The organism is Occallatibacter sp. (assembly GCF_049510455.1).
Classification (GTDB): Bacteria; Acidobacteriota; Terriglobia; order Terriglobales; family Acidobacteriaceae; genus Telmatobacter.
Genome location: NZ_JBEKYX010000069.1, coordinates 1 through 21,311, shown reverse-complemented (window position 1 = coordinate 21,311; position 21,311 = coordinate 1). Strand labels below are relative to the sequence as shown.

The window sequence follows — 21,311 nt, the reverse complement described above, 5'->3', positions numbered from 1 at the left end:
CGTGGCAATCAAAAAGAGGCGATGCAGCTTTACGCCAAAGAGATTGACCTGCATCCCGAAGCTGAGTTCGCCTATCGCAATCTGTCCAGTCTGCAAGGCATGACCGGTGACAATGCCGCGGCTCTCGATACGCTGACACGGTGGCAGAAGCGCGCGCCAGCGAATCCCACGCCATCCGTCCAGGCTGTGCAGATGCTGCTGAGCCAGCAAGACAATGCGGGAGCGCTGAAACAGGCTAAAGCAGCCGAGGGTGTGCTGACCGAGGATGCGCGAAAAGAAGAAGGTTTCCGTCTGGTCCTGGGCGAGGCCGAGATGCGTGGCGGCGATATCGACGCCGGTGAGCCGTTGATGCTGGCAATCGCAAAGGATTCCGCGGACCTGACGCGGCGCAATGACGCCAGCTACGAACTCGCGGTAGCGGGACGCGATCTTCCGCTGGCTGAACAGACCGAACGTGCCGTCCTTGCACAACTGGCGGCGGAGTCGCGCACCTGGACTGGCGGCGAAGCGCAAGCATTACTGCGCCAGAAGAGTTTTCTAATAACAGCCTGCTGGGACACCATGGGCTGGATATTGTTCAAGGAAGATAAAGCCGCGGACGCCGAGGCATGGATTCGGCCGGCAATGACGATGCGCGAAAACGCCGAGGTCGGAGAGCATCTTGGCGACGTCCTGATGGCCGAGAAGAAACTAGCGGATGCTGCGACCGCCTATGCCGATGCACTGGCTACTCTGCCGACGACGGACCGCATGGGTGTTCGGATCAAGATTGACCCTCCGCGCGCGAAAGAGCTGCGGACAAAGCTGGATGCGGCTAAAGCCGCTGCGAAAATGACGCAGACACCTGATGGACGCGCGGATTTGCAGGCGATGCGGAGCTGGAAGATCGGCGCGGCGGGCGGATTGAAAGGGACAGCGGAATTCCGGGTTCTGCTGTCGTCCGGCGGAGTAGTATCAGCCCTGCCGGTCGGCATGGTACCGCACCCGATGCAGGAGAAGGCCGAGGCGGCAAAGTGGAGCGATCGTTATCCCCCCGGTGAGGATGCACGGCTCGCGGCAAGGGTCATGCTTAACTGCTACGGAGCCATCTGCGAGCTGGTGCTGGAACCTTAGCTCAGCGCGAGGGCTTATTCCGAGGGCTGAACAGGCTGCGGAAAAAGTGAAAATTTGCCGTAGCGGCTTACAAAAATCATTCCTCAGCGGCTGAAGCCGCATTCATCCTGCTTGCCCTACGGCACGGCTGAAGTTCAGCCGCGCCGTGACACGAAGCGAAAGATCGGGGAGCGGCTGATGGCTGCTCCCCGGCTGGTTCAGGCAATTGCTTTCGATTTTTCCGGGGTGGCTGCGGCGATCTCATCGATCTGGTCGAGGTTGACGCCTGCTGTTTCAATGCGGAAGAACCAGGTGACCACTGCGCCCAGCAATGAGCTGATGATGAGGCCGTAGAGCAGCATCCGTGTTCCGACCACATCCAGCAGGATGGGAAACAGGAATGCGGTCGCGACTGCGCCGATTTTTGCGAAGGCCGCGGCGAAGCCTGCGCCCGCGCCTCGGATGGCGGTGGGAAAGACTTCGCCGGCCAGCAGGTAGGTTTGCGCGTTGGGGCCAAGGTTGGTCATGAACTGGAAGAGCATGAAGCCGATGAAGATGAGCACGACCGAAAGAGTGCCGGTGAGGCCGACGGACAACGAAGCGATGAGCAGACCCACGGCGCAGCCGATGAAGCCGATGATCTGCAGGCGGATGCGGCCCACCTTGTCTGCCAGCATGACGGCAAAGATGATGCCGATGATCAGCAGAAGGGTGATCATGGCGTCGCCTTTGGCGCCCTCCGTGGCATTGGCGATGAGATCGCTCATGCTGCGCACATGTTCCGCCTTATGCCCGAAGGCTGTGGCGAGGATGGTTGGCGCGAAGATGCCGATGCCGTAGGTGGCGAGATCCTGAAGGAACCAGGGCACGGAGGCGAGAATGGTGGCGCGACGGTAGCGCTTCTGGAACAAGGAGAAGAACGATCCGCCGCCATGCCCGTGTCCCGGAGCCGCCTTTTGCATCAGGACGACATTCTGCGGATATTGCGGGGTGCGTACCAGGAGTTTCTGGGCAGCCACGGTGGCGCGCTCCGTGTTGCCTTTGGAATGCAGCCAGTTGGCGCTCTCTGTGATCCAGAAACGGGCTACGGTGACCACGGCCGCGGGTATAACCGCTGTGGCAAACATCCAACGCCAGGCATCGAGATTGGGGACGATGGTCAGCACTGCGTATCCAACGGCTGCGCCGGCTACCGCGCCGACGGCCTGGAATGCGAATGCGCCGAGCACGAGCTTGCCCCGGCTGGTGCTGGGAATGCTCTCGGAGATGATCATGTGCGCCGTGGGGTAGTCACAGCCGAGCGCGAGGCCGAGCCCGAAGAGGCAGATGACCAGCGAGATAAAGCTGGTGCAGAAGACGGCTGCGCCAAGGAATGCTGTGAAGATGATCATCTCCACGATAAACATTGCTTTGCGGCCGAACTGGTCTGACAAGGTGCCGAGGCCGACGGCTCCTACGAGGATGCCGCAGAGGCTTGCGGCCGTTACGAGGCCGCGCTGCGCGGGGCCGATTTCGAACTGGCGCGCGATGAGCGGCAGAGCCACACCGGTCATGAAGACGACGAAGCCTTCAAAGAACTTGCCCGCCGCGGCCAGCATCCAGATGAGGCGCTGCATGCTGGTCATGGGCGTGGAGGGAAGATGTGTGCCATCGGGCCAGACTGGCAACTCGTCAATGTACTGCTGCACCGTGCGGGGCTGGCTCGCTACGGAATTGATGTCAATTGGCATGAGCGATTTCCTTCCGGTTTCCTGGATCAAACTACGGGACCAACCTGCTGGATCAAGCTAGTGGATTTTGGCGATCTGCAATTCGCTGCGAGCGCGGATGGAAGTCGGCAACGCGATGAAGTGTACTGGCTTCAGGAGGCTATCCGCGCTGCCGCCCTGCGGCGAGATGCACCAGAGCAGGAAGTTGCTGACGGCTTGGGCGGTCTGCTGGTTCGGCTGCTGGTCAGAGACCATGGCGTATTCGTAATTGATGAGCGGATACGAATTGGAGCCGGGTGCGAAGACCAGGGTCAGGCGCTCATCGACGGGCGTGCGCGGCGTGAGTTCCGCAGCGGCTGCGGTGATGGTTGCGGGCGTGGGAAGCAGAAATTGTCCGTCCTGATTCTGCAGCATTGCGGCGATGAGGCCGGCCTTGGCCGCATCATCCTGAAAGCTGCCGCCGACGTAGCCAATCGCATAGGGCGTGCGAGCAATTGTCTGCACCATTCCCTGGTTACCGGTTGCTGTCAGCATGCCTGATACCGATGGCCAATTGACCGTGGTGCCATAGCCAATCTTCTGCTCCCATGAATCGTGCGCATCCGGGCCGGAAAAACTCAGGAACTGCGTGAAGATGAAGGTATCGCCCGAGCCTTCAGCGCGGCGAACAGGCACGATGGCATGGTGCGGAAGGCTGACTCCGGGATTGAGTTCGGCGATGGGTGCCGCGTCCCATGTGCGGATGGTTCCGGAATAGATGCCGCCCAGGACGGGGCCGCTGAGCTTGAGTCCGCGGCCGCGCAGTTCCGGCAGATTCACTTGCACGGTCTGGGCCGAGATCGCGATGGGGATATTGAGTATGTGAGGGTTGGCCATCGCTTCGTTGTCGGACATGTAGGCGTCGGAGGTTCCGATCTGTACCTGCCTGGCGATGGCCTGAGCGATGCCCGCGCCGGAGCCGGTGGCGCCGGCTGTCATATGCACGCCGGGATCGACTTTGGAGTACGCGTCGATCCAGCCCTTGAACAGAGGATAGATCAGGGTCGATCCCGTTTCCGCGATGGTCAATCCCGTCGATTGCGCTATCGCAATCGGTAAGGCTGTCAATCCAACGGCCAATGCGGCGATGTATCCAGTTCTGTGAAGGATGCTCTTGCTACAAGCACTCATGCCGGGACTCCTTGTAAGACCTGAGAGATTTGGTCAGCTTGCGGGGGACGGGCTCTTGAGAAATGCCACCTCACAGTACAGGTGGGATGTTACGAGATGATGACATCGCGCAAGGATGCGGTTGGTTGGTTCAATCCATGAGCGTCCCAGGTCAATGATCTTGTGTATTGGAAGTGGGGGCGGATGTCGAGTTGCGCATCCTCGCCAACGCACTCGTTCCAATGCGCTCGTTACGGACTGATTTGTATCGAAAAATCGGGCTATCGTCAGAAGCCGCGCCGAAAGGTCTCTGGCCATGGACCGAAGTCCGGACTTTCTCATTTGTTTCTTCCCGAACTGAAGCCTGCGGCTCTCTTCGGTCATGACGGGAAAGGATTCGGGAGATTGGGCCGGTGTGACTCAAGTCCGTTATTGAACGCGCCGATGAACAGGGATGTCGCTCGTTGGAGGGAGTTCCTGTTTATGGTGAACCTGAAGAATCTGCCTGTTTCTACCAAGTTTGTGTATGCCTTTGGCATGGTGTGCGGGCTGTGCGTGGCGCTGGGGGTGTTTACGTTCCTTACGTTTCACTCGATTGCCGTGAGCAGCCACGATGTGAGCAGCTCGGCGCTGCCGGCGGTGGTGGAGCTGTCGAAGATGCGCGGCGCGATTGATACGGTTCGCCTGGAGGACCTGGACATTTTGCTGTGCCAGAATGCGGCCTGCACGGCGGCATATACGGCGAAGCGGCAGGATGCCCTGCTGGAGCTTGAGGGGGCGCAGAAGCGGTATGAGCCGCTGATCATGTATGCGGGCGAGCGCGAGGTGTACCAGAGATTTACGGCGAACTGGGCAAAGTACATGGAGAAGAGCAACAAGGGCGTGGCGCTGATGGCGGCCAATAATGCAGCCGATGGGCTGGACGTGCTGACCGCCGATGCGACGCAGGCGCAGTTCCACAGTGCGCTGGACGATGCGAGCAAGGATCTCGATCTGAACATCAAGTACGGCACGGAGAGCGCAGACAAGGTGACGCGGGCGAGCCAGCGGGCGACATGGATCAATGTGGCGATGACGGCGTTCATTGCAGTGCTGTGCGCGCTGATCGGCCGGGTGCTGACGGCGCTGATTGCTCCGCGAATTGCGATGGGGATTGCGCTGCTGGAGCGGATGGCGGAGAAGGACTTCTCGGTACATGCCGATGTGAAGGGCGAGGACGAGATTGGTCGGCTGGGTACGGCGCTGAATACGTGCGTGGAATCGATGCAGACGGTTCTGCGCGCGGTGGCGCAGGGGGCTGAGACGCTGACGAACTCGTCTGAGGAGATCAGCGCGAAGGCGGTGCAGACGCTGGGCAACGCGCAGACGCAATCCAGCCGGACAAACCAGATTGCGGCGGCGGCGCAGGAGATGACGGCGACGATTGGCGAGATTGGCAGAAATGCGGCGCAGGCGGCTGGCGCGAGCCGTATTTCCGCCGAGACGGCGGAGCAGGGCGGCGCGGTGATGCAGGCCGCGGCGGCGACGATGGAGAAGATTGCCAAGGCGACGGGGCTGGTAGCGGAGAAGATGAACTCGCTGGCGGCGCGGAGTGAGGAGATTGGCAAGGTGGTGAGCGTGATTCAGGGCATCAGCGAGCAGACGAACCTGCTGGCTCTGAATGCGGCGATTGAGGCGGCGCGGGCCGGCGAGCATGGGCGTGGCTTTGCGGTGGTTGCGGGCGAGGTAAGGCGGCTGGCGGAACGCACCAAGGGCGCGACGGAGGAGATTGCCGGGACGATCCAGAGCATTCAGGTAGAGACGCGGGCAACGCTGTCTGTAATGGAAGAGAGCAAGACGGCTGTTGAGACCGGATTAGGCGAGACGGGCCGGGCGCGGAAGAGTCTGGAGGAGATTATTGTCTCGTCGAAGGAAGTGGAGCAGCAGATTCAGCTGATTGCGGCGGCAGCGACGGAGCAGACGGCGGCGGCGGGCGAGATTTCGATGTCGGCGGGTGAGATTTCAAACCTGGCGCATGAGAATTCGATGGGTTCGGAGCAATCTGTGGCGGCGCTGAAGGAACTGGCGAGTCTGGCCGGCCAACTGGATGGAATGATCAAGCAGTTCCACCTGGGGGATGATTCGCAGAAGGGCGGACGGATGGACAGCTGCGCGTGGCAGGCGCCGATGAAAGCCGTCACGGCGTGACGGCAGGGGTCAGGGGTCAGGGGTCGGAAGAAGCAGAGATTGGTGATTCCCGAACTGGTTCTCCGTAAGCATTCCATAAGGCCCTGGGAATCTTCCGGGGCTTTTCATTTGTCTTCACATGCATGTTTAGACCAATATGGTAGGCTCCGATTTGTGGGGTCTCTTCCAGACCTGCTACGGAGCCGGCCGGAAGGCCGTTCAGGAGAGAACGACACGCATGAGCGCCGTGAAATACGATCTCGCTATCATTGGCTCGGGCCCGAGCGGGCAGCGCGCTGCCGTGGCCGCCTCGAAGATGAAGAAGCGCGTGGTGGTGATTGAGGCGCGGTCGGTGGTGGGCGGCGTGTGCGTGAATACGGGCACGATTCCGTCCAAGACGATGCGCGAGGCAGTGCTGCATCTGTCGGGCTATAACTACAAGTCGGTCTACGGGATGAACTACCGGGTGAAGGAACGCATTACGATGGCGGATCTGGCCTTCCGGGTGCAATCTGTGGTGAAGACCGAGGTGGATGTGACGGAGGCGCAACTGTCGCGGAACGGGATCGACGTGGTGCATGGGATTGCGCACTTTACCGACCCGAATACGCTGCGCGTGGAAGGACCGACGGGCGATACGACAATTGAGTCCGAGCGGATCATTATTGCGGTCGGGACGAAGCCCGCTTCCAGCGCTAAGGTGCCGATCAACGGGCGCACGATTATCAATTCCGACCAGGTGCTGGACCTGCCGGTGCTGCCGCGGACGCTGATTGTGGTGGGCGGCGGCGTGATTGGTGTGGAATATGCCTGCATGTTCGCGATTCTGGGCGTGCGGGTGACGATTATCGAGAAGCGGCCGAAGCTGCTGGAGTTTGCCGACCAGGAGATTGTGGAGTCGCTGAGCTACCACCTGCGCGACAGCCGGGTGACGATGCGGCTGGGCGAAGAGGTTTCCACGGTGGAAGAGATGCCGGATGGAAGCGTGGTGGCGAATCTTGAAAGCAAGAAGCGGGTGAGCGGCGACGCGCTGCTGTACGCGATTGGGCGGCAGGGCGCGGTGGACGAATTGAACCTGGCGGCGGCGGGACTGGAGTCGGATTCGCGGGGTAGAATTCCTGTGGACGGAGACTACCAGACGAAGGTGCCGCATATTTATGCTGTGGGCGATGTGGTGGGCTTTCCGGCGCTGGCTTCAGTGTCAATGGAGCAGGGACGGATTGCAGCGCACCGGGCGTTTGACGATACTGCAGCGGCGTCGAACCCGAGTTTCTATCCGTATGGAATTTATACGATTCCGGAGATCAGCTTTATTGGCAAGACCGAGGAACAACTGACCGATGAGGACGTGCCGTACGAGGTAGGCATGGCGTATTATCGCGAGACTGCGCGAGGGCAGATTCGCGGGGATACGACGGGCAGGCTGAAGCTGATTTTTCACCGCGATACGCGGAAGATTCTGGGCGTGCATATTATTGGCGAAGGCGCGAGCGAGCTGGTGCACATTGGCCAGGCCGTGATGACGCTGGGCGGCAACGTTGACTATTTCGTGGAAACAGTATTCAACTATCCGACACTGGCCGAGTGCTATAAAGTGGCCGCGTTTAACGGACTGGGACGGCTGGGAAAGTACCAGGCACAGGGCTGAGCCGGTTTGGCCGGCGGCGCTGGGCTCAGACGGACTGGTTGCAGACAGTCTGGATTTCGACAGACTGGATTATTTGAGGGGAACGCAATGACGGTAGCGATCGGCGTTGTGATGACCGAACATCTTGTGGCGGGACGGCTGAAAGGTCACAAGTTGGTAGGCAAACCGGTGCGATTTCCGGAGGATACCTGCGAGCTGGATGCGCTGATTGCGGTCCCGGGCAGTGAGCTGGTGGAAATGCTGGCGGAGCAGATTGCCGGGCTGGCGAACAACGGCGAACCAATCCAGGCCATTGGCGTGGCGGTGCCGGGGATTGTGCGGCACGGAATTGTGGAAGACAGCCCCAACCTGGTGCAGCTAAAGGGCATGCACATGGCGGAGGATCTTGGCGCGCTGCTTGAGAAGCGCGGGATCAAGGCTCCGGTGCATATTGCCAACGATGCGGACGCGATTGCGGCGGGCGTGGCGGCAACGCGCGGACAGCTTGACCGGCTGACGCGTGTGTGGACGATTGGAAACGGCATTGGATACGGGCGCTGGCCTTATGTGGAGGGCGTCTGGGAGGGCGGACATATCACCGTCACTCTTGACCCGAAGGAGCGCTTCTGCGGCTGCGGCGGCCAGGGACACCTGGAAGGCATTATGGGCTACCGCGCGATGCGCCTGCGGTTTCTGGACAAGGAGCCGGAGGAGGTCTTTGCGGCGGCGAAGCAGGGCGACCGCGAGTGCCGGGAGTTTGTGATGCTGTGGCACCGGGCGCTGGCGGCGGCGACGGCTTCCTTCATTCATCTGGCGGGGCCGGGACGGTTTTACTACACAGGGCACAATGTGGGCTTTCTGAACCTGGGGACGCTGCGGGAGTGCCTGGAGCCGATGGTGAGACTGAGCCCGCTGCAGAGCTATTCGCTGGAAGTGCTGGAGCCGAACGATGAGACTGCGCTGCTTGGCGCAGGTGTGAGTGCCCTGCGGGCGCTGACGTGGTGAGAAGGACAGGGGTCAGGGATCAGGGGTCAGGGATCAGTAAGAATGAGAGCCGGAGCTAATGCTCCGGCTTTGTTTATTCGGCCCAGTTTTCGAGCGTAAGACCGGGAATGCGGGAGAATTCCCTGATGTTATTTGTGACAAGCGTGAGACCCAGATAGCGTGCGTGGGCGGCGATGAGCATGTCGTTGGCGCCGATCAACTGGCCGCGCCGTTGAAGATCTGAGCGAATCAGACCATAGTCATGAACGGCTTCCCTGGGGAAATCGAGCACGGTTATGTGTTGAAGGAGGATCAGAGATCTTTCCCTGTCTCTTTCCGGCTTTGGCGAGGACATGATCCCAAATTCTATTTCTGCGTTGACGATGACGGAGATGTAAACATCGCCGACGCTTACGAGTGAGAGCCTGCGGAATACTTCCTGATTCGTCCCTTTCGATGCGTAAGAAAAGATGTCTGTGTCCAGCATGTAGCGTGGCATCAGAAATCAATCTCCTCAGCCGGAAGATCCTCATAACCTTCCATGAATTCAGGAGATGCATAGGGCCCAGCGAGCACTGCGGACCAGTCTTGCGGGCGGGGCGAGAGGATGAGGTCATTACCTTCCTTGCGGATGTAGACCTCGGTGGTGGAGAACTGGAATTCGCGGGGAATGCGGACGGCCTGGCTGCGATTGTTCATGAATATTTTCGCTGTGCGCTGCATAAAAGGCCCCTCCGGAGTGGCATATACAAAAGTATATGCCACTCCGGGGACCGGGGCAAGAATCTGCGCGGCTAGGTGTGGCGGAGGTAGGTCTGCGAGTAGCGGTCGTGCCAGCTTAGGCGGTCTTCGTCGAAGAGGCTCCAGAGCATGCCGAGGCCGAGGGGAAGCATGGAGACGGTCATGGCTCCGAGGCGGCGGCGCATCTGCTCGGGTGTGGGGATGCAATCGTCGAAGGTGCAAAGCGAGAGGCCGGCGTAGCGCATTCCGGGAGTGCGGAGCGAGAGCAGGCAGAAGAATGCGTGGTAGGCAAGGCCGGCGAGAGCGAAGAGGCCAGCGCCAAGCAACTCCGCGGTACGGGGCACGAGCGGGCCGGCCATGCCGAGAGCCATGGTGAGCCAGAGAAAGGCTGCGATGGCGGTGACGAGGGCGAGATCGACGGTGCCTGCCATGAGGCGGCGGTTGAGGCCGGCTAGAGCCGGCTTGTTGTGCGCATCGAGAGCTGCGGCAGAAGCGGGAACGGCCTGAGCATCGAGCTTCATGCCATGCCACCTGGCCGTGGACCAGGGAACGGATGGGGCGGCGGGTTGGCGAACGGTGTATGAGGCTGCGACTGGCTCGGCTGCTGATTCAGCGTGTGATTGCGGCTCCGCGTAGTCCGGGAATGAGCCTGGTGCGGGCGTCTCAGTCTGGATGAGATCAACTTGAGTGAGGCCGGTTTGAACTGAGCTGGGATCGACTTCAAAGATGCTGAGCTGCGTGCCGGGCTGCTCCGGCTGAGCGATGCCTTCTGCAAGACGCGGCCGCATGCGGCGGGTGGCGACCAGCTCGCGCGGAAAGTGAATGAGATTGGCGTGGATGGTGTGGGCTTCAATCTCAAGCGGCTCGTGCTGCGGGTGAGCGGTTTCGGCGGGAGTGAACCAGTCCTCCGTGCTGAGGTCGAGAGGCTCCGATGCGGATGTGGCGGTCTCACGGAGCGGCATGTCCGGCTCCCAGCGAATGTGCAGGAGATTGCCGGAGCTGTCTTTTGCGCTGGTGACGGGGCCGGATGGCGGCTCGGGAAGTGGCGCGGGATCGACAGCCTCGGGAGCGGTTGTTTCCGCGTAAGGCTCAGCGGAGAAACCGGTATTGAGACCAAGAGGCTGGTTGGCAACCGGCTCAGAAACAAGCCTGTCGTTGGTCCACTCCCACTCGGCGGGCGCGGACGGCGCGGGCTGACGGGTAGCTTCACGCGGCATGGTGACAACCGAAGCGGCTGGACGGGCGGGAGCTTCGATGGAGGCGGCGTGCAGCCCGGCGAGCGCGGACTCTGCGGCGGATTGAGCTTCAAGAGCTACCTGGGTGGCGATCTCCGCTGCCCGGACAGCCATGCGGGCTTCCTCGGCCTGCATCTGGCTGTAGCTCTTGGCCTGGGCGTAACGCGCGGCGACGCGGGCTGCAGCCTGCGCTGCGCGACTGGCGCCGGGGGCGATGGGCTGAGCCGGAGCAGAGGCATCCGAGGTGTTGACCTTGCGGTTTTTGTGTTCCGCGAGGCGGCGGTTCACTTCCTGCCGCCATTCGGGGGCGATGGGCTGGCCGAGTGTACTCAATCGTATCTTCCCTTCAAATCGGCTCCTCTTCCAGTCTGGTGGTTCCGCAGATTTCAGAGCCGGTTGTGTTTGACTGGCCTTACGGACAGCCGGTTGCTCGCTTGAAAGGTCGAGTTCGCGGAAAATACAGGGCTGCGCAAGCAAACCGCTGATTGTGCGGCGGTTGACTCGCGTGGAACCAGGTTAAACCTGAGCCGAATTTTCCTGTTGCCAGAGCCGCGCTGGATACGTCCTTAAACAAGACGCCGCATTTGCTATGCTGAGCCTTGGTTGAAGGATGCACCTGCGCAATTTTCTGTTTATCACGGCAATCATGCTCTGTCACCTGCAACTTACGGGACAGACGTTGACCAATGGGTTACCTCCCACGCCTCAGAGCAGCGCGACTGAGCAGTTGCCGGACGATCCGGGGCTGCAGGCGCTGCCTTTAGCGAAGCAGGAGCCGGTACCGGTTGGAGGCGAGCCGGTGAGCTGGGTAGCCGACCGGCAGACCCTGGGAAACAAGATTGCCACCCTTTATAACGTGACCGAGTTTCGCTACAAGGACTATGTTTTGAGCGCGGACAAGGTGATTTATCACCAGGACACAACGGATGTGGAGGCAGAAGGGCACGTCCGGATGGTGGGCGGGCCGGACGATCTGGCGCTGACGGCTGACCGCGGCGAGATGCGGCTGAACACGCATACCGGACAGTTTTACAACGTGACGGGTACGGTGGGTGTCCGCTCAATGGGGCGGACGGTGGTGTATTCGACGGTGAACCCGTTTGTGTTTACGGGCCGCGTGCTGGTGCAGAGCGGCGAGGGCAAGTACCAGATTGTCGACGGAACGATGACCAATTGCCGGCTGCCGAAGCCGGACTGGCAGATTCTGTCGCGACAGATTCGCGTGGAGGACCAGCAGGCGACGACGAAGAACGCGCACCTGACGCTGCTGGGGATTCCGATCTTTTACCTGCCGTGGCTGCAGCATCCGACGGATGAGTCGGGTCGCGAGAGCGGGCTTATGAACTTTGAGACTCCGAGCAACTACAACTCAACTTATGGATATACGATGGGCGCGGATTACTACTGGGTCATCAGCCGCAACATGGACATGACGGTTGGCCTGAAGTACTTCTCGAAGCGCGGGTTTGAGCCACGCGGGAACTTTCGCTACAAGGGGCTGGGACAGGATCACCTGACATCCACGTGGAACGCGCTGCTGGACCGCGGGGTAGAGCAGTTGCAAACTTCAGGACCACAGACAGGCCAGACCGTGCTGGTGAACCAGGGCGGCGTGGATATTGTGGCGCTGGGACGGAAGGATCTTTCGCAGGAGACTAGGATTTCAGGCAATGCAGAGTTTCTTTCGAGCTATGTGTACCGGCTGGTGTTTAACGAAAACTTCTTGCAGGCGATTGCCTCCCAAGTGAAGAGCGACGTGGCGTTGACGAATCAGCATAACGGACTGGTGGCGTCCGCGGAGTTTTACCGGATGCAGAACTTTGCGAGCTCAACGAACGGGGATGAGGCGCGCATTATGAAGCTGCCGAGCCTGCGCTACGAGGTGCTGGACCGGCCGCTGGGCACAAGCCCGGTTTACTGGGGGGTGGATTCGAGCATCGCGCACCTGAGCCGGTCCGAGCCGGATTTTCACGCGCATAATGAGGGGCGGTACGATCTCTATCCGCATATCTCGATGCCGATTGTGGCGGGGGGATGGAGTATTGTGCCGGAGGCGGCGTTTCGGGAGACGTTTTATACGGGGAGCCAGACACCGGATCTGACGGGAACGAACAGCTACGTTCCGTCTGTGAGCCACGAATCGCTGAACCGGGCAGATCTGGAGGCTGGAGTGGATGTGCGACCGCCGGCGGTGGAGCGGGATTTCTCTCTGAGCAGCGGATGGGTGCTGCGGCACGTGATTGAGCCGGAGCTGACCTACCGGTATATAGGCGGGGTTGGGGCGAAGGAGCAGAATGTGCTGCTCTTTGACACGGCGGATACTGTCTCGAATACGAATGAAGTGGGTTACAGCCTGACGCAACGGTTTTATGTGAAGCCGCCTGCCGGATCGGTTGCGAAGGATTGCGACGAGACGATCGAGGATGCGGGCTCGGCCGATTGCACGGCGCATCCGCGGGAGTGGGCGAGCTGGCAGATTACGCAGCGATACTACCTGGACCCGAATTTTGGCGGAGCGGTGATTGACAACAGGCGAAACATCCTGGAATCGACGCTGGATCTGACGAGTGTTGCGTTTTTGACGGGATCGCGGGATTTGTCACCGCTGGTTTCGCGGATGCGGTTTGAGGCGATACCCAATCTGCGGATCGAGTGGGACCTGGACTATGACACGAAGTCGGGCCGGCTGGACGCGAACAACATTTTTGCGGGCTATAGCTGGGGGATTACGACGCTTGGGCTGGGCCACTCGCTGCTGAGTGCGGTGGATGAGCAAGGTCCGGGGACGGCGCCCGTCCAGAGCCAGCAGATCAATCCTTTTCTGGAGATTGGCAAGCAGAGCCGCACCGGGTTTAACCTGGCAGCGAATGCGGGGTACGACCTTGTACGCAGCACACTGCAATATGCGGGGATTCTGGGCGTGTACAACTGGAACTGCTGCGGTATTTCGCTGGGATACAGGAAGCTTGACCTGGGCACGCTGCGCGGCGACGACGTGGAGTACCTGTACAGCTTTACATTTGCGAACTTTGGATCTGTGGGAAATGTGCATCACTCGACGACGCCCTTCCGAGATCCGACGCTGCCGCCGGTGTATTAAAGGCAGGGAACAGGGATCAGGGATCAGCACACAAATACACCCTCCCCGATGCATCGCTAAACAGCGCTGTGCGGCTTGAGCATTTAAAAAAAGACAATGAGCTTCATCGATCAAGGACACATCATGTTTTCTGATCCCTGATCCCTGATCCCCGACCCCTTTCCCCTGCCTTTCAATCCACGACAAGTGTGAGACTGATGGAATGCTGGACGCCGTTGGCGGTGACCTGCACGGGGATGGTGTAGGTTCCCGCAGGAGTTGTGCTTGTGGAGTCGCCTCCGCCGCCGCCGCCGCCGCTGCTACCGCCGCCACCGCCGCCCGAGCCGGAACAACTGATGAGCACGCCGGTGGAGAGCATGAGCACGGCGGCGAGCAACACGGCTCTGCGGAATCCGCGGAGCGCGGCGAACGGCAGCAGAAGAACAAGACAGCAGAGAGCTGCGAATGGGCCGGATGAACTGGAGTGGGAGCTTGAACGCGGGCCGGACTGCAAGTGGGGCCGGGAGCGAAGAATGAGCGCGCCGGTGGTCTGGCTGGTGGTAACGTCGACGGTTTCTGTGCCAAAGCCGCCAGCGGCGACGCTGAGTGTGGCAGGCGTGGAGGTGCAGCCGGCGTACTGGGGGAGAGTTCCGCACTGGAAGGCGAAGCTGGCGGAGACTCCGCCGAGCGGTGTGATGGTGAGCGCGTATCCGGCGGTCTGGCCACTGGCTACGGTGACATTGGAGGGTCCGTCCGCGACGACGGTGAAGTCGAATCCCGTGCCGGTGAGTGGAACCGTAGCGGGAGCGCCAAGCGCGGTGCTGGAGACGATGAGGTTTCCGGTAGCCGGACCGGCCGCAATGGGCGCGAACTCAACGCCGACGGTGCAACTGGCATTTGGCGCAAGCGCGGAGCCGCAGGTGTTACTGACCAGCGCGAAGCCTGTGGAGGCTGTGAGATTCAGGCTGGAGAGCGTGCTTGTGGGATCGACGTTGGTAATGGTGACGGCGGTGGGAGCGCTGGTCTGGCCGACGCCGGTGACCGGGAAAGCGATGGAAGAGGGCTTGAACTGGACAGCGCCATTGAGTCCGCCTGTTCCGGTTAACGAGATGGTAGCGGAACCGAGCGCCGAGGTGGAGTTGACCGCGAGCTGACCGTTGATGGGGCCGCTTGACTCCGGTGTGAAAGTGACGCCGACTGTACATGTGGCTCCGCCGGCGAGGCTGGACGTGCAGGTGCTGCCGGTCAGGCCGAAGGAAGAGGAGACAGCGAGGCTGAAACCGGTGGCGGCGGCGCTGCTGGTGTTGCTGATGGTGACTGCCTGAGCGGCGCTTGTCTGACCCAACTGCTGGGCAGCGAAGGTGAGCTGCGTGGGAGTGACGTTGAGGCCGACTCCGGTTCCGTTTCCACTGAGTGAAACTGTGGCGGGGCTGACACCGGCGGTCGAAGTGGAGACGGCCAGCGAGGCCGAGGCTCCGCCAATGGCGATGGGGGTAAAGACGATTTGCGCGGTACAACTGGAGCCGGCGTTGAGGGTGGCTCCGCAGGTGGTGGAAGCGACGGAGAATGAGGAAGATGAGGCTCCGGTGATCTGGAAGCCGATATTGCTCATGGGCGCGCCGCCGGTGTTCGAGACGGTGAGGGTTTGCGGCACGGTGGCGACGCCGGTGGATTGCTGGCTGAAGATGAAGGAAGCGGGGCTGACGGAGATGATAGGTGGATTCAGGCCCGTGCCGCTGAGGGAGATTGTCTGCGTCCGGATGCCATCCGTTAGCGTGAGCGTGCCGGAGGCAGAGCCTGCGGCTGTGGGCACGAAGACGACATTGATGGGGCAGGTGGACTGCCCGGCAAGCTGAGCGGCGCAGCTTGTGGTTTGCTGGAAGGGTCCGGAGATGGAGACGGCGATTCCGGTGAGAATGTTCTGGCCGGTGTTGGCGAGCGTAACGGTCTGCGCGCTGCTTGGTTGAGCGATGACGGTTCCGGAAAAGACGAGCGAGGAGGGCGAGAGCGCGTCGGTGGGCGGGGTGGTTCCGGTCCCGGTGAGCGGGACGATCTGCGTGCCAGCGGAATCGACCATGGTGAGGGTACCGGTAAAGCTGCCGGCGGTGGTGGGATTGAAGCCGATGGAAAACGAGCAGTCGGATGAGGCGGCGAGCGTGCTTCCGCAGCTATTGCTATTGGGGGGCAGGACGAAAGGCGGCGTGACGGTGAGGCTGGTGACGGGCACCGAGGCGGAGGCTGTGTTTTGCACGGTGAGAAACAGAGTGGAGGATTGCGATCCGACTTCCACATTGCCGAAGGCGAGGATGCTGGGGGCGATGGTGACTGAACTGGCTGGAATACCCGTGCCGGTGAGCGAGGCGGTGAGCGAGCTGGGTATGTTGCCGGAGACGGTGACCTGGCCGGTGTTATTTCCCGTGGCGGCGGGGGTGAAGTAGACCTGGATGGCGCAGGAAGAGCCGGCAAGAATCTCCTGGCCGGCGCAGTTGTCGGTTTCGGTGAAGTTGCCGGTGATGGTAACGCCGCCGGTATCGATGGAAAAGCCAAATCCTCCGGTATTTGTGACAGTGATGGTCTGCGGGCTGCTGGAGGATCCGACGGACTGCGCAGTGAAAGTAAGAGACGAGGGTGAGAGCGATGCGGTGGTGAGCTGGGCTCCCGCGGTCAAGAGCGGGATTTGCCAGAGGCCGCGACCGTATGTTGCAGCTACGAGTACCGGCGTGGAAGAGGCGGCAGGCGTGGCTCCGAGAGCGACCGCGGGCGTGCCGGGGAGTCCGGCTCCCATGGGCTCCCAGCAGGTGGAAGGCGCGGTGGCGCAGGCGCCGATCTGGCGTGTGGCGAAGACGCCGAAGTCCGTGGCGACGTACACCGTATTGGGGTCTTTGGGATCAATGGCGAGCGCATTCACGGGAACGGCTTCAAGATTGGATATGAGACCGTACCAGTGCGCGCCGCCATCGGTGGAACGGTAGACGGTCGAGAAGATTTCAGATCCGGTGGGAAATCCGTCAACGGTGAGGTAAACGGTGTTGCCGGTCGAGTCGCTGGGATCGATGACGATGGTGGAGATGTCGAACTGGTAGATGTTGAGCCCGACGGTGCCATTCACAACTGGGTTCAGGGAGAGATTGGTCCAGGAGGACCAGACGCCCGTAGAGCTCATGGTGGCGCTGAAGACCTCACCGGCGAGGCGCGCGCCGCCATCGAGGAAGCCATACATGCCGGCGTACACCACTTCCCCGCCCCCGGCGAGCGGCATGGCGGCGAGGGTGCGAATAAGAGCGTCGCCGTTGCAGTAGCCGCTGGTGGAACCGGTATCGAGGATGGGACTGATGGCGTTGGATGCGGTCCAGCCGGTTCCGCTGGCGGGGCCGCGCCAGATGCGGCAGGTGCCGATGAGAAGCTGCGTGGGGTCGGCAGGATCGACGAGGAAGGGCGCGGGGGTGGTCATGGTGAGGCCATCGTTTGCGACCTGCGAGTCGCCAACGACGGGACTGAGGCCGAAATCCGACGGGGTGCAGGAGCCTGAGCTGGAGCAGAGATGAATGGAGACGCCTGCGCCATTGTTGACATACCAGTTGTTGGAGTTGGAGGGATCGATGGCGACGGGACCGCCTTCGCCGGAGAGAATCTGCGGCCATTGCGCGGTGGGCGCGGATGCGCCCTTGATGCCGGCAGTACCGTTTACGCCGAGGCCGAGCATTGTGTTGTAGGGCGAGAGACCCGGCGGCGGCATGGATTCGATTTCCGCGAGTGAGCCGAGGCTGGAGTTGAGGTTCTGAAAGTGGCTTGCGTCTGTGGAGGCGCAGACGGAACCCGTTTCGCCGATGCCATCGAGGCTGCGCCAGAGGCCGCTGTCATTGCCGATGAGAAGCTCGGTTGGGTTGGCGGGATTCCAGGTGAGAGCGTGCTGGTACGGGCCGACCTGGGCGCTGAGGCAGGTGAGGGCGTTGGTGGTGTTTCGCCAGGCGCAACCGGCGGCGAGGGAACACTTCCAGAGATCGTTGGCCCCGGCGTAGAGCAAAGTGTCCTGCTGCGATGGAATGGCGGCGAGAACGAAATTGTAATCGCCGTTCGAGATGGTCTGCGGGCCCAGGGAGGTGTTGGATTCGAGCACGGCAGTGTTCCACTGCGTGCCGAAGGCTGGAATGGGATTGGGGCAGGCTCCGCCGGAGATGCCGCATGCATCCTGCCAGAGACCCTGATCCTGATTGTTGAGATCGACGCTCCAGGCAAAGGTGTCGCCTGTGAGTGGGTTGACGGCGAGCGCGCCGCGAAAGATGGGGCATGCCGGCGAGCCGGTGGTGGTGGCATTGGTGGGGCACAGGACGGTGGTGAGGTTGACGCCGGGCTGGTTCGCAAGCCGCGTCCAGGTAATGCCGTCCGCTGACTGATAGTAGCCGTGGTAGCGAATGGCGGCGAAGAAGAGCTTGCGGATGGGATTCCAGATGACCGCTGTGGCGGAGTTGCCTTCGCTATCGCCCGTACTGTCGTCGGGACCCTGCACATCGACTCCGTTTGGATCGACGATGCGCGAGAGATGCCAGGTGGCTCCGGCATCTGCCGAATAGTAAAGACCTGCGAAGCTGAGACCGGGCTGCTGGGCGTTGACGAGGAGGCCTTCATAGGCCTCAGAGACAGCGGCAACGGCGACCTGCGGATTCGCCGTGCTCCAGGCAAAGCCGGCAAAACCAAGGCCGGTAAAGAGGAAATTCTGGGAGCCGGCGCCGGTTTCAAAATCGGAGCTCTGCTCGATGAGCGTCCAGGTGGCGCCATTGTCCGTGGAACGGAGAATGCCGGCTCCGTAATAGGAATCCAGAGCGTCATTGGTATCGCCGGTGCCGGCGAGCAGGACACCTGTGCCGCCGGGCTGAACGGTGACTGCACCGATGCTGATGGACGGATCGGAGGCGCCGTTCAGTGCGCTGGTCGAGTCCGTGAGCGGCGAAAAGACGATGCTGGCGGGGTTGGATGTGGCGGCATTCTGCGAGGCCCAGACGCCTCCGCCGGTGGATCCTATGTAGACGGTGTTGCCTGTGGTGTCCGATGGGTCGATAGCGATGGAGGCGATGCGGCCGGTGACGGCTCCGTAGTAGGGTGTGACGACGCTCTGCGGCCCGAGCGGCTGCCAGATCGATTCTCCGGCGGCAAATTCAGGGGATGCGAGTGCGGAGGCAGCGCGGCGCGGCCGAAGAGGCTTGCTTTGCAGGCCGGGCTTGAGGCCGCGACGGGCGAGAAAGCGCTGGGCCTGAAGAACACGCGGCGGAAGTGGATGCGTGGGAGCGGGCGCGGCAAGCTGTGCTTGCGCGGCGGCGGCGATCAGAATTGCCAGGCAAAATGCTGCATACAGGCTTGCGATGCCTGCCCGGAATAATACTTTGATGATAAACACACGCATCCCTTCGCCGCCCAGGGATCTGCGCCTAAGCCTTTCTCTGAAGGCGGAGCGCAGGTCCGGTAAAACGGCTGAGTGGAGACACGCAGTTCCAGGGAGAAAAGAGTGTGCTGCTTATGTGTGATTTCTAATCGCATTTTATGACATGAAATGCGGCTGTGCGAGCTAGGCGAGATTATTCTGTAGCTGGCCAGCCAACAGTCCTGGCTGAATTGAAAGACGCAAAATCCCGATGCCAATCCAGCTACAGCTTGCGAACGACGATGATGCACCGGGGCTGGTGCGACTGCGCGAGGCGGTGAATGCGCGCCTGGTGGAGGAGTTCGGGCCGGGATTCTGGTGCATGGCGCTGAGCGAGCATGGAGCGCTGGCAGCGGTACGGCAGGCGCAGGTGTATGTGGCGCGGCATCGCGGCGGGATTGCAGCTACGCTGGCGCTGACGGCGCGCAAGCCGTGGGCGATTGACCTAAGCTATTTTGAGCCGCGGGAAAGGCCGTTTTACCTGACGAATATGGCGGTCCATCCTGAGTTTCAGAGGCAGGGAGTGGGATGTGAGGCGCTTCACGAGGCTCGACGAATTGCGCTGGCCTCGGGCGGAGATGCGATTCGCCTGGATGCCTACGATGTGCCGGCAGGAGCGGGACCGTTCTATGCGAAGTGCGGGTTTACGGAGGCAGGGCGGGCGGTGTATCGCTCAGCGCCGCTGATTTATTACGAGATGCAGTTGAACGGGAAGCCTGCCAGCTATTTTTGATTACGTATGGCACGCATAAGCAGAACAGCCGCGAGGACCAGCGCAGCACCGATCCAGATGAAGCGAGCGAACTGGATGATGAAATGCATTCGGTTTCTCCGATCAGTATAAGATAGCCAAACACAAAGGCCGCCTGATGGCGGCCTTTGTGCTGATCTCTGACAACTGATCCCTGATCTCTGTTTTACCAGCGGCCCCAGGCGCGGCTAATGTAGTCCGAGAGCGTCATGAAGATGAGGATGAGGAAGGTGAAGACGCCCGCGCCGACGGTGAGCTTGGTGAGCTTGGGGCTGTACTTGACGTGCATGAAGAAGAGCACGACGAGCGTGGCCTTGACCACTGCGATGGCGATGGCGACGATTGGATTCCACGGTCCCATTTCGACATAGGAGGCGCCGATTGTAAGTGCAGTGCCAACAAGCAGTGCTCCGAAGATGATCAAGTAGATGATCGGGCTGACGATGTGGCCTTCAAGTGCGTCGTCATGATCTTTCGGGGCGTGCGAATCGTGTTGTACGTTGTGCTCGCTCATAGTGTCAGTTCCTGAAAAATGTTTCTGCTGGTGTTCTTTACTGGTGCCTGCTGATCAGGTAGAGCAGCGGGAAGAGGAATATCCAGACAATATCGACAAAGTGCCAGTAAAGCCCGAAGTATTCGACAAAGCTGACGTGGCCGCCGGTATATGCGCCTTGCCTTGCGCGCACGATCATGAAGCCGAGAATGCAGATGCCGATGATCATGTGCAGCGCGTGCATGCCGGTCATGGCGAAGTAGAGCGAGAAGTAAATCTCGGTGTGACGCGCCATGTCGAGCGGCAGCGGCTTGTCATGGGCCTCTCTCGCTTCCTGGTCCGAATCCGGATTTAAGAAGGACTGCAGGCTGTAATGCGCGCCGGGGACGTGATGCTTCTCGAACTTCTCCTTGTACTCGATGGTCTTGATGCCGAGGAAGGCGAGACCGAGGATGAAGGTGAGGATGAGGCAGAGCACAAGCGCGCCCTGCTTGCGCATCTGCGCGCTCCACACTCCCATAGCCATGGTGAAGCTGGAGCTGATGAGGATCAGCGTGTTGAGACTGCCCCAGAAGATGTTGAGCTGATGCGATGCGGCAACGAAGGCCGGATAATACCAGTTGCGATAGATAAGGTAGGCGGTAAACATGCCGCCGAAGAACATGATTTCCGTGAGCAGGAAGAGCCACATGGCAAAGCCGGTGGCATCCACCTGCTGCTGCATGGTCTCAAAGTGATGGCGCTGGTACGGCGGATGCTCGTGCGCGTGATCAGCGTGAACCAAAGTAGAGCTATCCGACACTGGAAACCTCCTGCCCCTCATGCTGCTTCTTGGCCAGTTCCATTTTTTCCAGCCACTCGTAGTCGTA

General features: G+C 61.0%; 14 protein-coding genes. 6 read left to right on the top strand and 8 right to left on the bottom strand.

The window, feature by feature from the left end:
• On the top strand, positions 1 to 1,113 hold a 1,113-nt coding region (locus ABSG47_RS13750), incomplete at its 5' end, for a tetratricopeptide repeat protein (RefSeq protein WP_424170271.1).
• 197 nt (positions 1,114 to 1,310) lie between these two features.
• Here ABSG47_RS13750 and ABSG47_RS13745 read toward each other — a convergent pair.
• Positions 1,311 to 2,822, bottom strand: a complete 1,512-nt coding sequence (locus ABSG47_RS13745; protein ID WP_424170270.1) for an MFS transporter — start codon at positions 2,820 to 2,822, stop codon at positions 1,311 to 1,313.
• A 57-nt stretch (positions 2,823 to 2,879) separates the two neighbouring features.
• The gene (gene pstS / locus ABSG47_RS13740) at positions 2,880 to 3,971 is read right to left on the bottom strand and encodes a phosphate ABC transporter substrate-binding protein PstS (protein ID WP_424170269.1); all 1,092 of its coding nucleotides are present in this window, start codon (positions 3,969 to 3,971) and stop codon (positions 2,880 to 2,882) included.
• A 462-nt stretch (positions 3,972 to 4,433) separates the two neighbouring features.
• Between pstS and ABSG47_RS13735 the strand changes: the two genes are divergently transcribed.
• The 3 genes from ABSG47_RS13735 to ABSG47_RS13725 all read left to right on the top strand — a co-directional run bounded on the left by ABSG47_RS13735 (position 4,434) and on the right by ABSG47_RS13725 (position 8,748).
• Positions 4,434 to 6,137: a methyl-accepting chemotaxis protein gene (locus ABSG47_RS13735; RefSeq protein WP_424170268.1), complete on the top strand. Its 1,704-nt coding sequence runs from the start codon at positions 4,434 to 4,436 to the stop codon at positions 6,135 to 6,137.
• A gap of 217 nt (positions 6,138 to 6,354) precedes the next feature.
• Complete coding sequence (sthA, locus tag ABSG47_RS13730; RefSeq protein ID WP_424170267.1) at positions 6,355 to 7,764, top strand: Si-specific NAD(P)(+) transhydrogenase; 1,410 nt, start codon at positions 6,355 to 6,357, stop codon at positions 7,762 to 7,764.
• An 87-nt stretch (positions 7,765 to 7,851) separates the two neighbouring features.
• On the top strand, positions 7,852 to 8,748 hold the full coding sequence (locus ABSG47_RS13725; RefSeq protein WP_424170266.1) for an ROK family protein: 897 nt from the start codon (positions 7,852 to 7,854) through the stop codon (positions 8,746 to 8,748).
• A 73-nt stretch (positions 8,749 to 8,821) separates the two neighbouring features.
• On the opposite strand, the gene ABSG47_RS13720 is transcribed toward ABSG47_RS13725, so the two are convergent.
• The 3 genes from ABSG47_RS13720 to ABSG47_RS13710 all read right to left on the bottom strand — a co-directional run bounded on the left by ABSG47_RS13720 (position 8,822) and on the right by ABSG47_RS13710 (position 11,036).
• Positions 8,822 to 9,226, bottom strand: a complete 405-nt coding sequence (locus tag ABSG47_RS13720) for a type II toxin-antitoxin system VapC family toxin (RefSeq protein ID WP_424170265.1) — start codon at positions 9,224 to 9,226, stop codon at positions 8,822 to 8,824.
• Complete coding sequence (locus ABSG47_RS13715) at positions 9,226 to 9,450, bottom strand: antitoxin (protein WP_424170264.1); 225 nt, start codon at positions 9,448 to 9,450, stop codon at positions 9,226 to 9,228. The genes ABSG47_RS13720 and ABSG47_RS13715 overlap by 1 nt, the downstream gene beginning before the upstream one ends.
• A gap of 71 nt (positions 9,451 to 9,521) precedes the next feature.
• Positions 9,522 to 11,036 carry an RDD family protein gene (locus ABSG47_RS13710; RefSeq protein ID WP_424170263.1) on the bottom strand — a complete coding sequence of 505 codons (1,515 nt, stop codon included), beginning with the start codon at positions 11,034 to 11,036 and terminating at the stop codon, positions 9,522 to 9,524.
• Between the two features lie 277 nt (positions 11,037 to 11,313).
• On the opposite strand from ABSG47_RS13710, the gene ABSG47_RS13705 reads away from it, so the two are divergent.
• Positions 11,314 to 13,803: an LPS-assembly protein LptD gene (locus ABSG47_RS13705; protein WP_424170262.1), complete on the top strand. Its 2,490-nt coding sequence runs from the start codon at positions 11,314 to 11,316 to the stop codon at positions 13,801 to 13,803.
• 172 nt (positions 13,804 to 13,975) lie between these two features.
• Here ABSG47_RS13705 and ABSG47_RS13700 read toward each other — a convergent pair whose 3' ends face one another.
• Positions 13,976 to 19,180 carry a choice-of-anchor D domain-containing protein gene (locus tag ABSG47_RS13700; RefSeq protein ID WP_424170261.1) on the bottom strand — a complete coding sequence of 1,735 codons (5,205 nt, stop codon included), beginning with the start codon at positions 19,178 to 19,180 and terminating at the stop codon, positions 13,976 to 13,978.
• Positions 19,181 to 19,409: 229 nt separating this feature from the next.
• Between ABSG47_RS13700 and ABSG47_RS13695 the strand changes: the two genes are divergently transcribed.
• Positions 19,410 to 19,931 (top strand): GNAT family N-acetyltransferase, encoded by a 522-nt coding sequence (locus ABSG47_RS13695; protein WP_424170260.1) that lies wholly within the window; start codon positions 19,410 to 19,412, stop codon positions 19,929 to 19,931.
• A 184-nt stretch (positions 19,932 to 20,115) separates the two neighbouring features.
• On the opposite strand, the gene ABSG47_RS13690 is transcribed toward ABSG47_RS13695, so the two are convergent.
• Both ABSG47_RS13690 and ABSG47_RS13685 read right to left on the bottom strand, forming a co-directional pair.
• A complete protein-coding gene (locus ABSG47_RS13690) occupies positions 20,116 to 20,463 on the bottom strand; it encodes a cytochrome C oxidase subunit IV family protein (RefSeq protein WP_424170259.1) in 348 nt (115 codons plus the stop codon).
• Positions 20,464 to 20,500: 37 nt separating this feature from the next.
• A complete protein-coding gene (locus ABSG47_RS13685; RefSeq protein ID WP_424170258.1) occupies positions 20,501 to 21,244 on the bottom strand; it encodes a cytochrome c oxidase subunit 3 family protein in 744 nt (247 codons plus the stop codon).
• Positions 21,245 to 21,311: the final 67 nt, after the last annotated feature.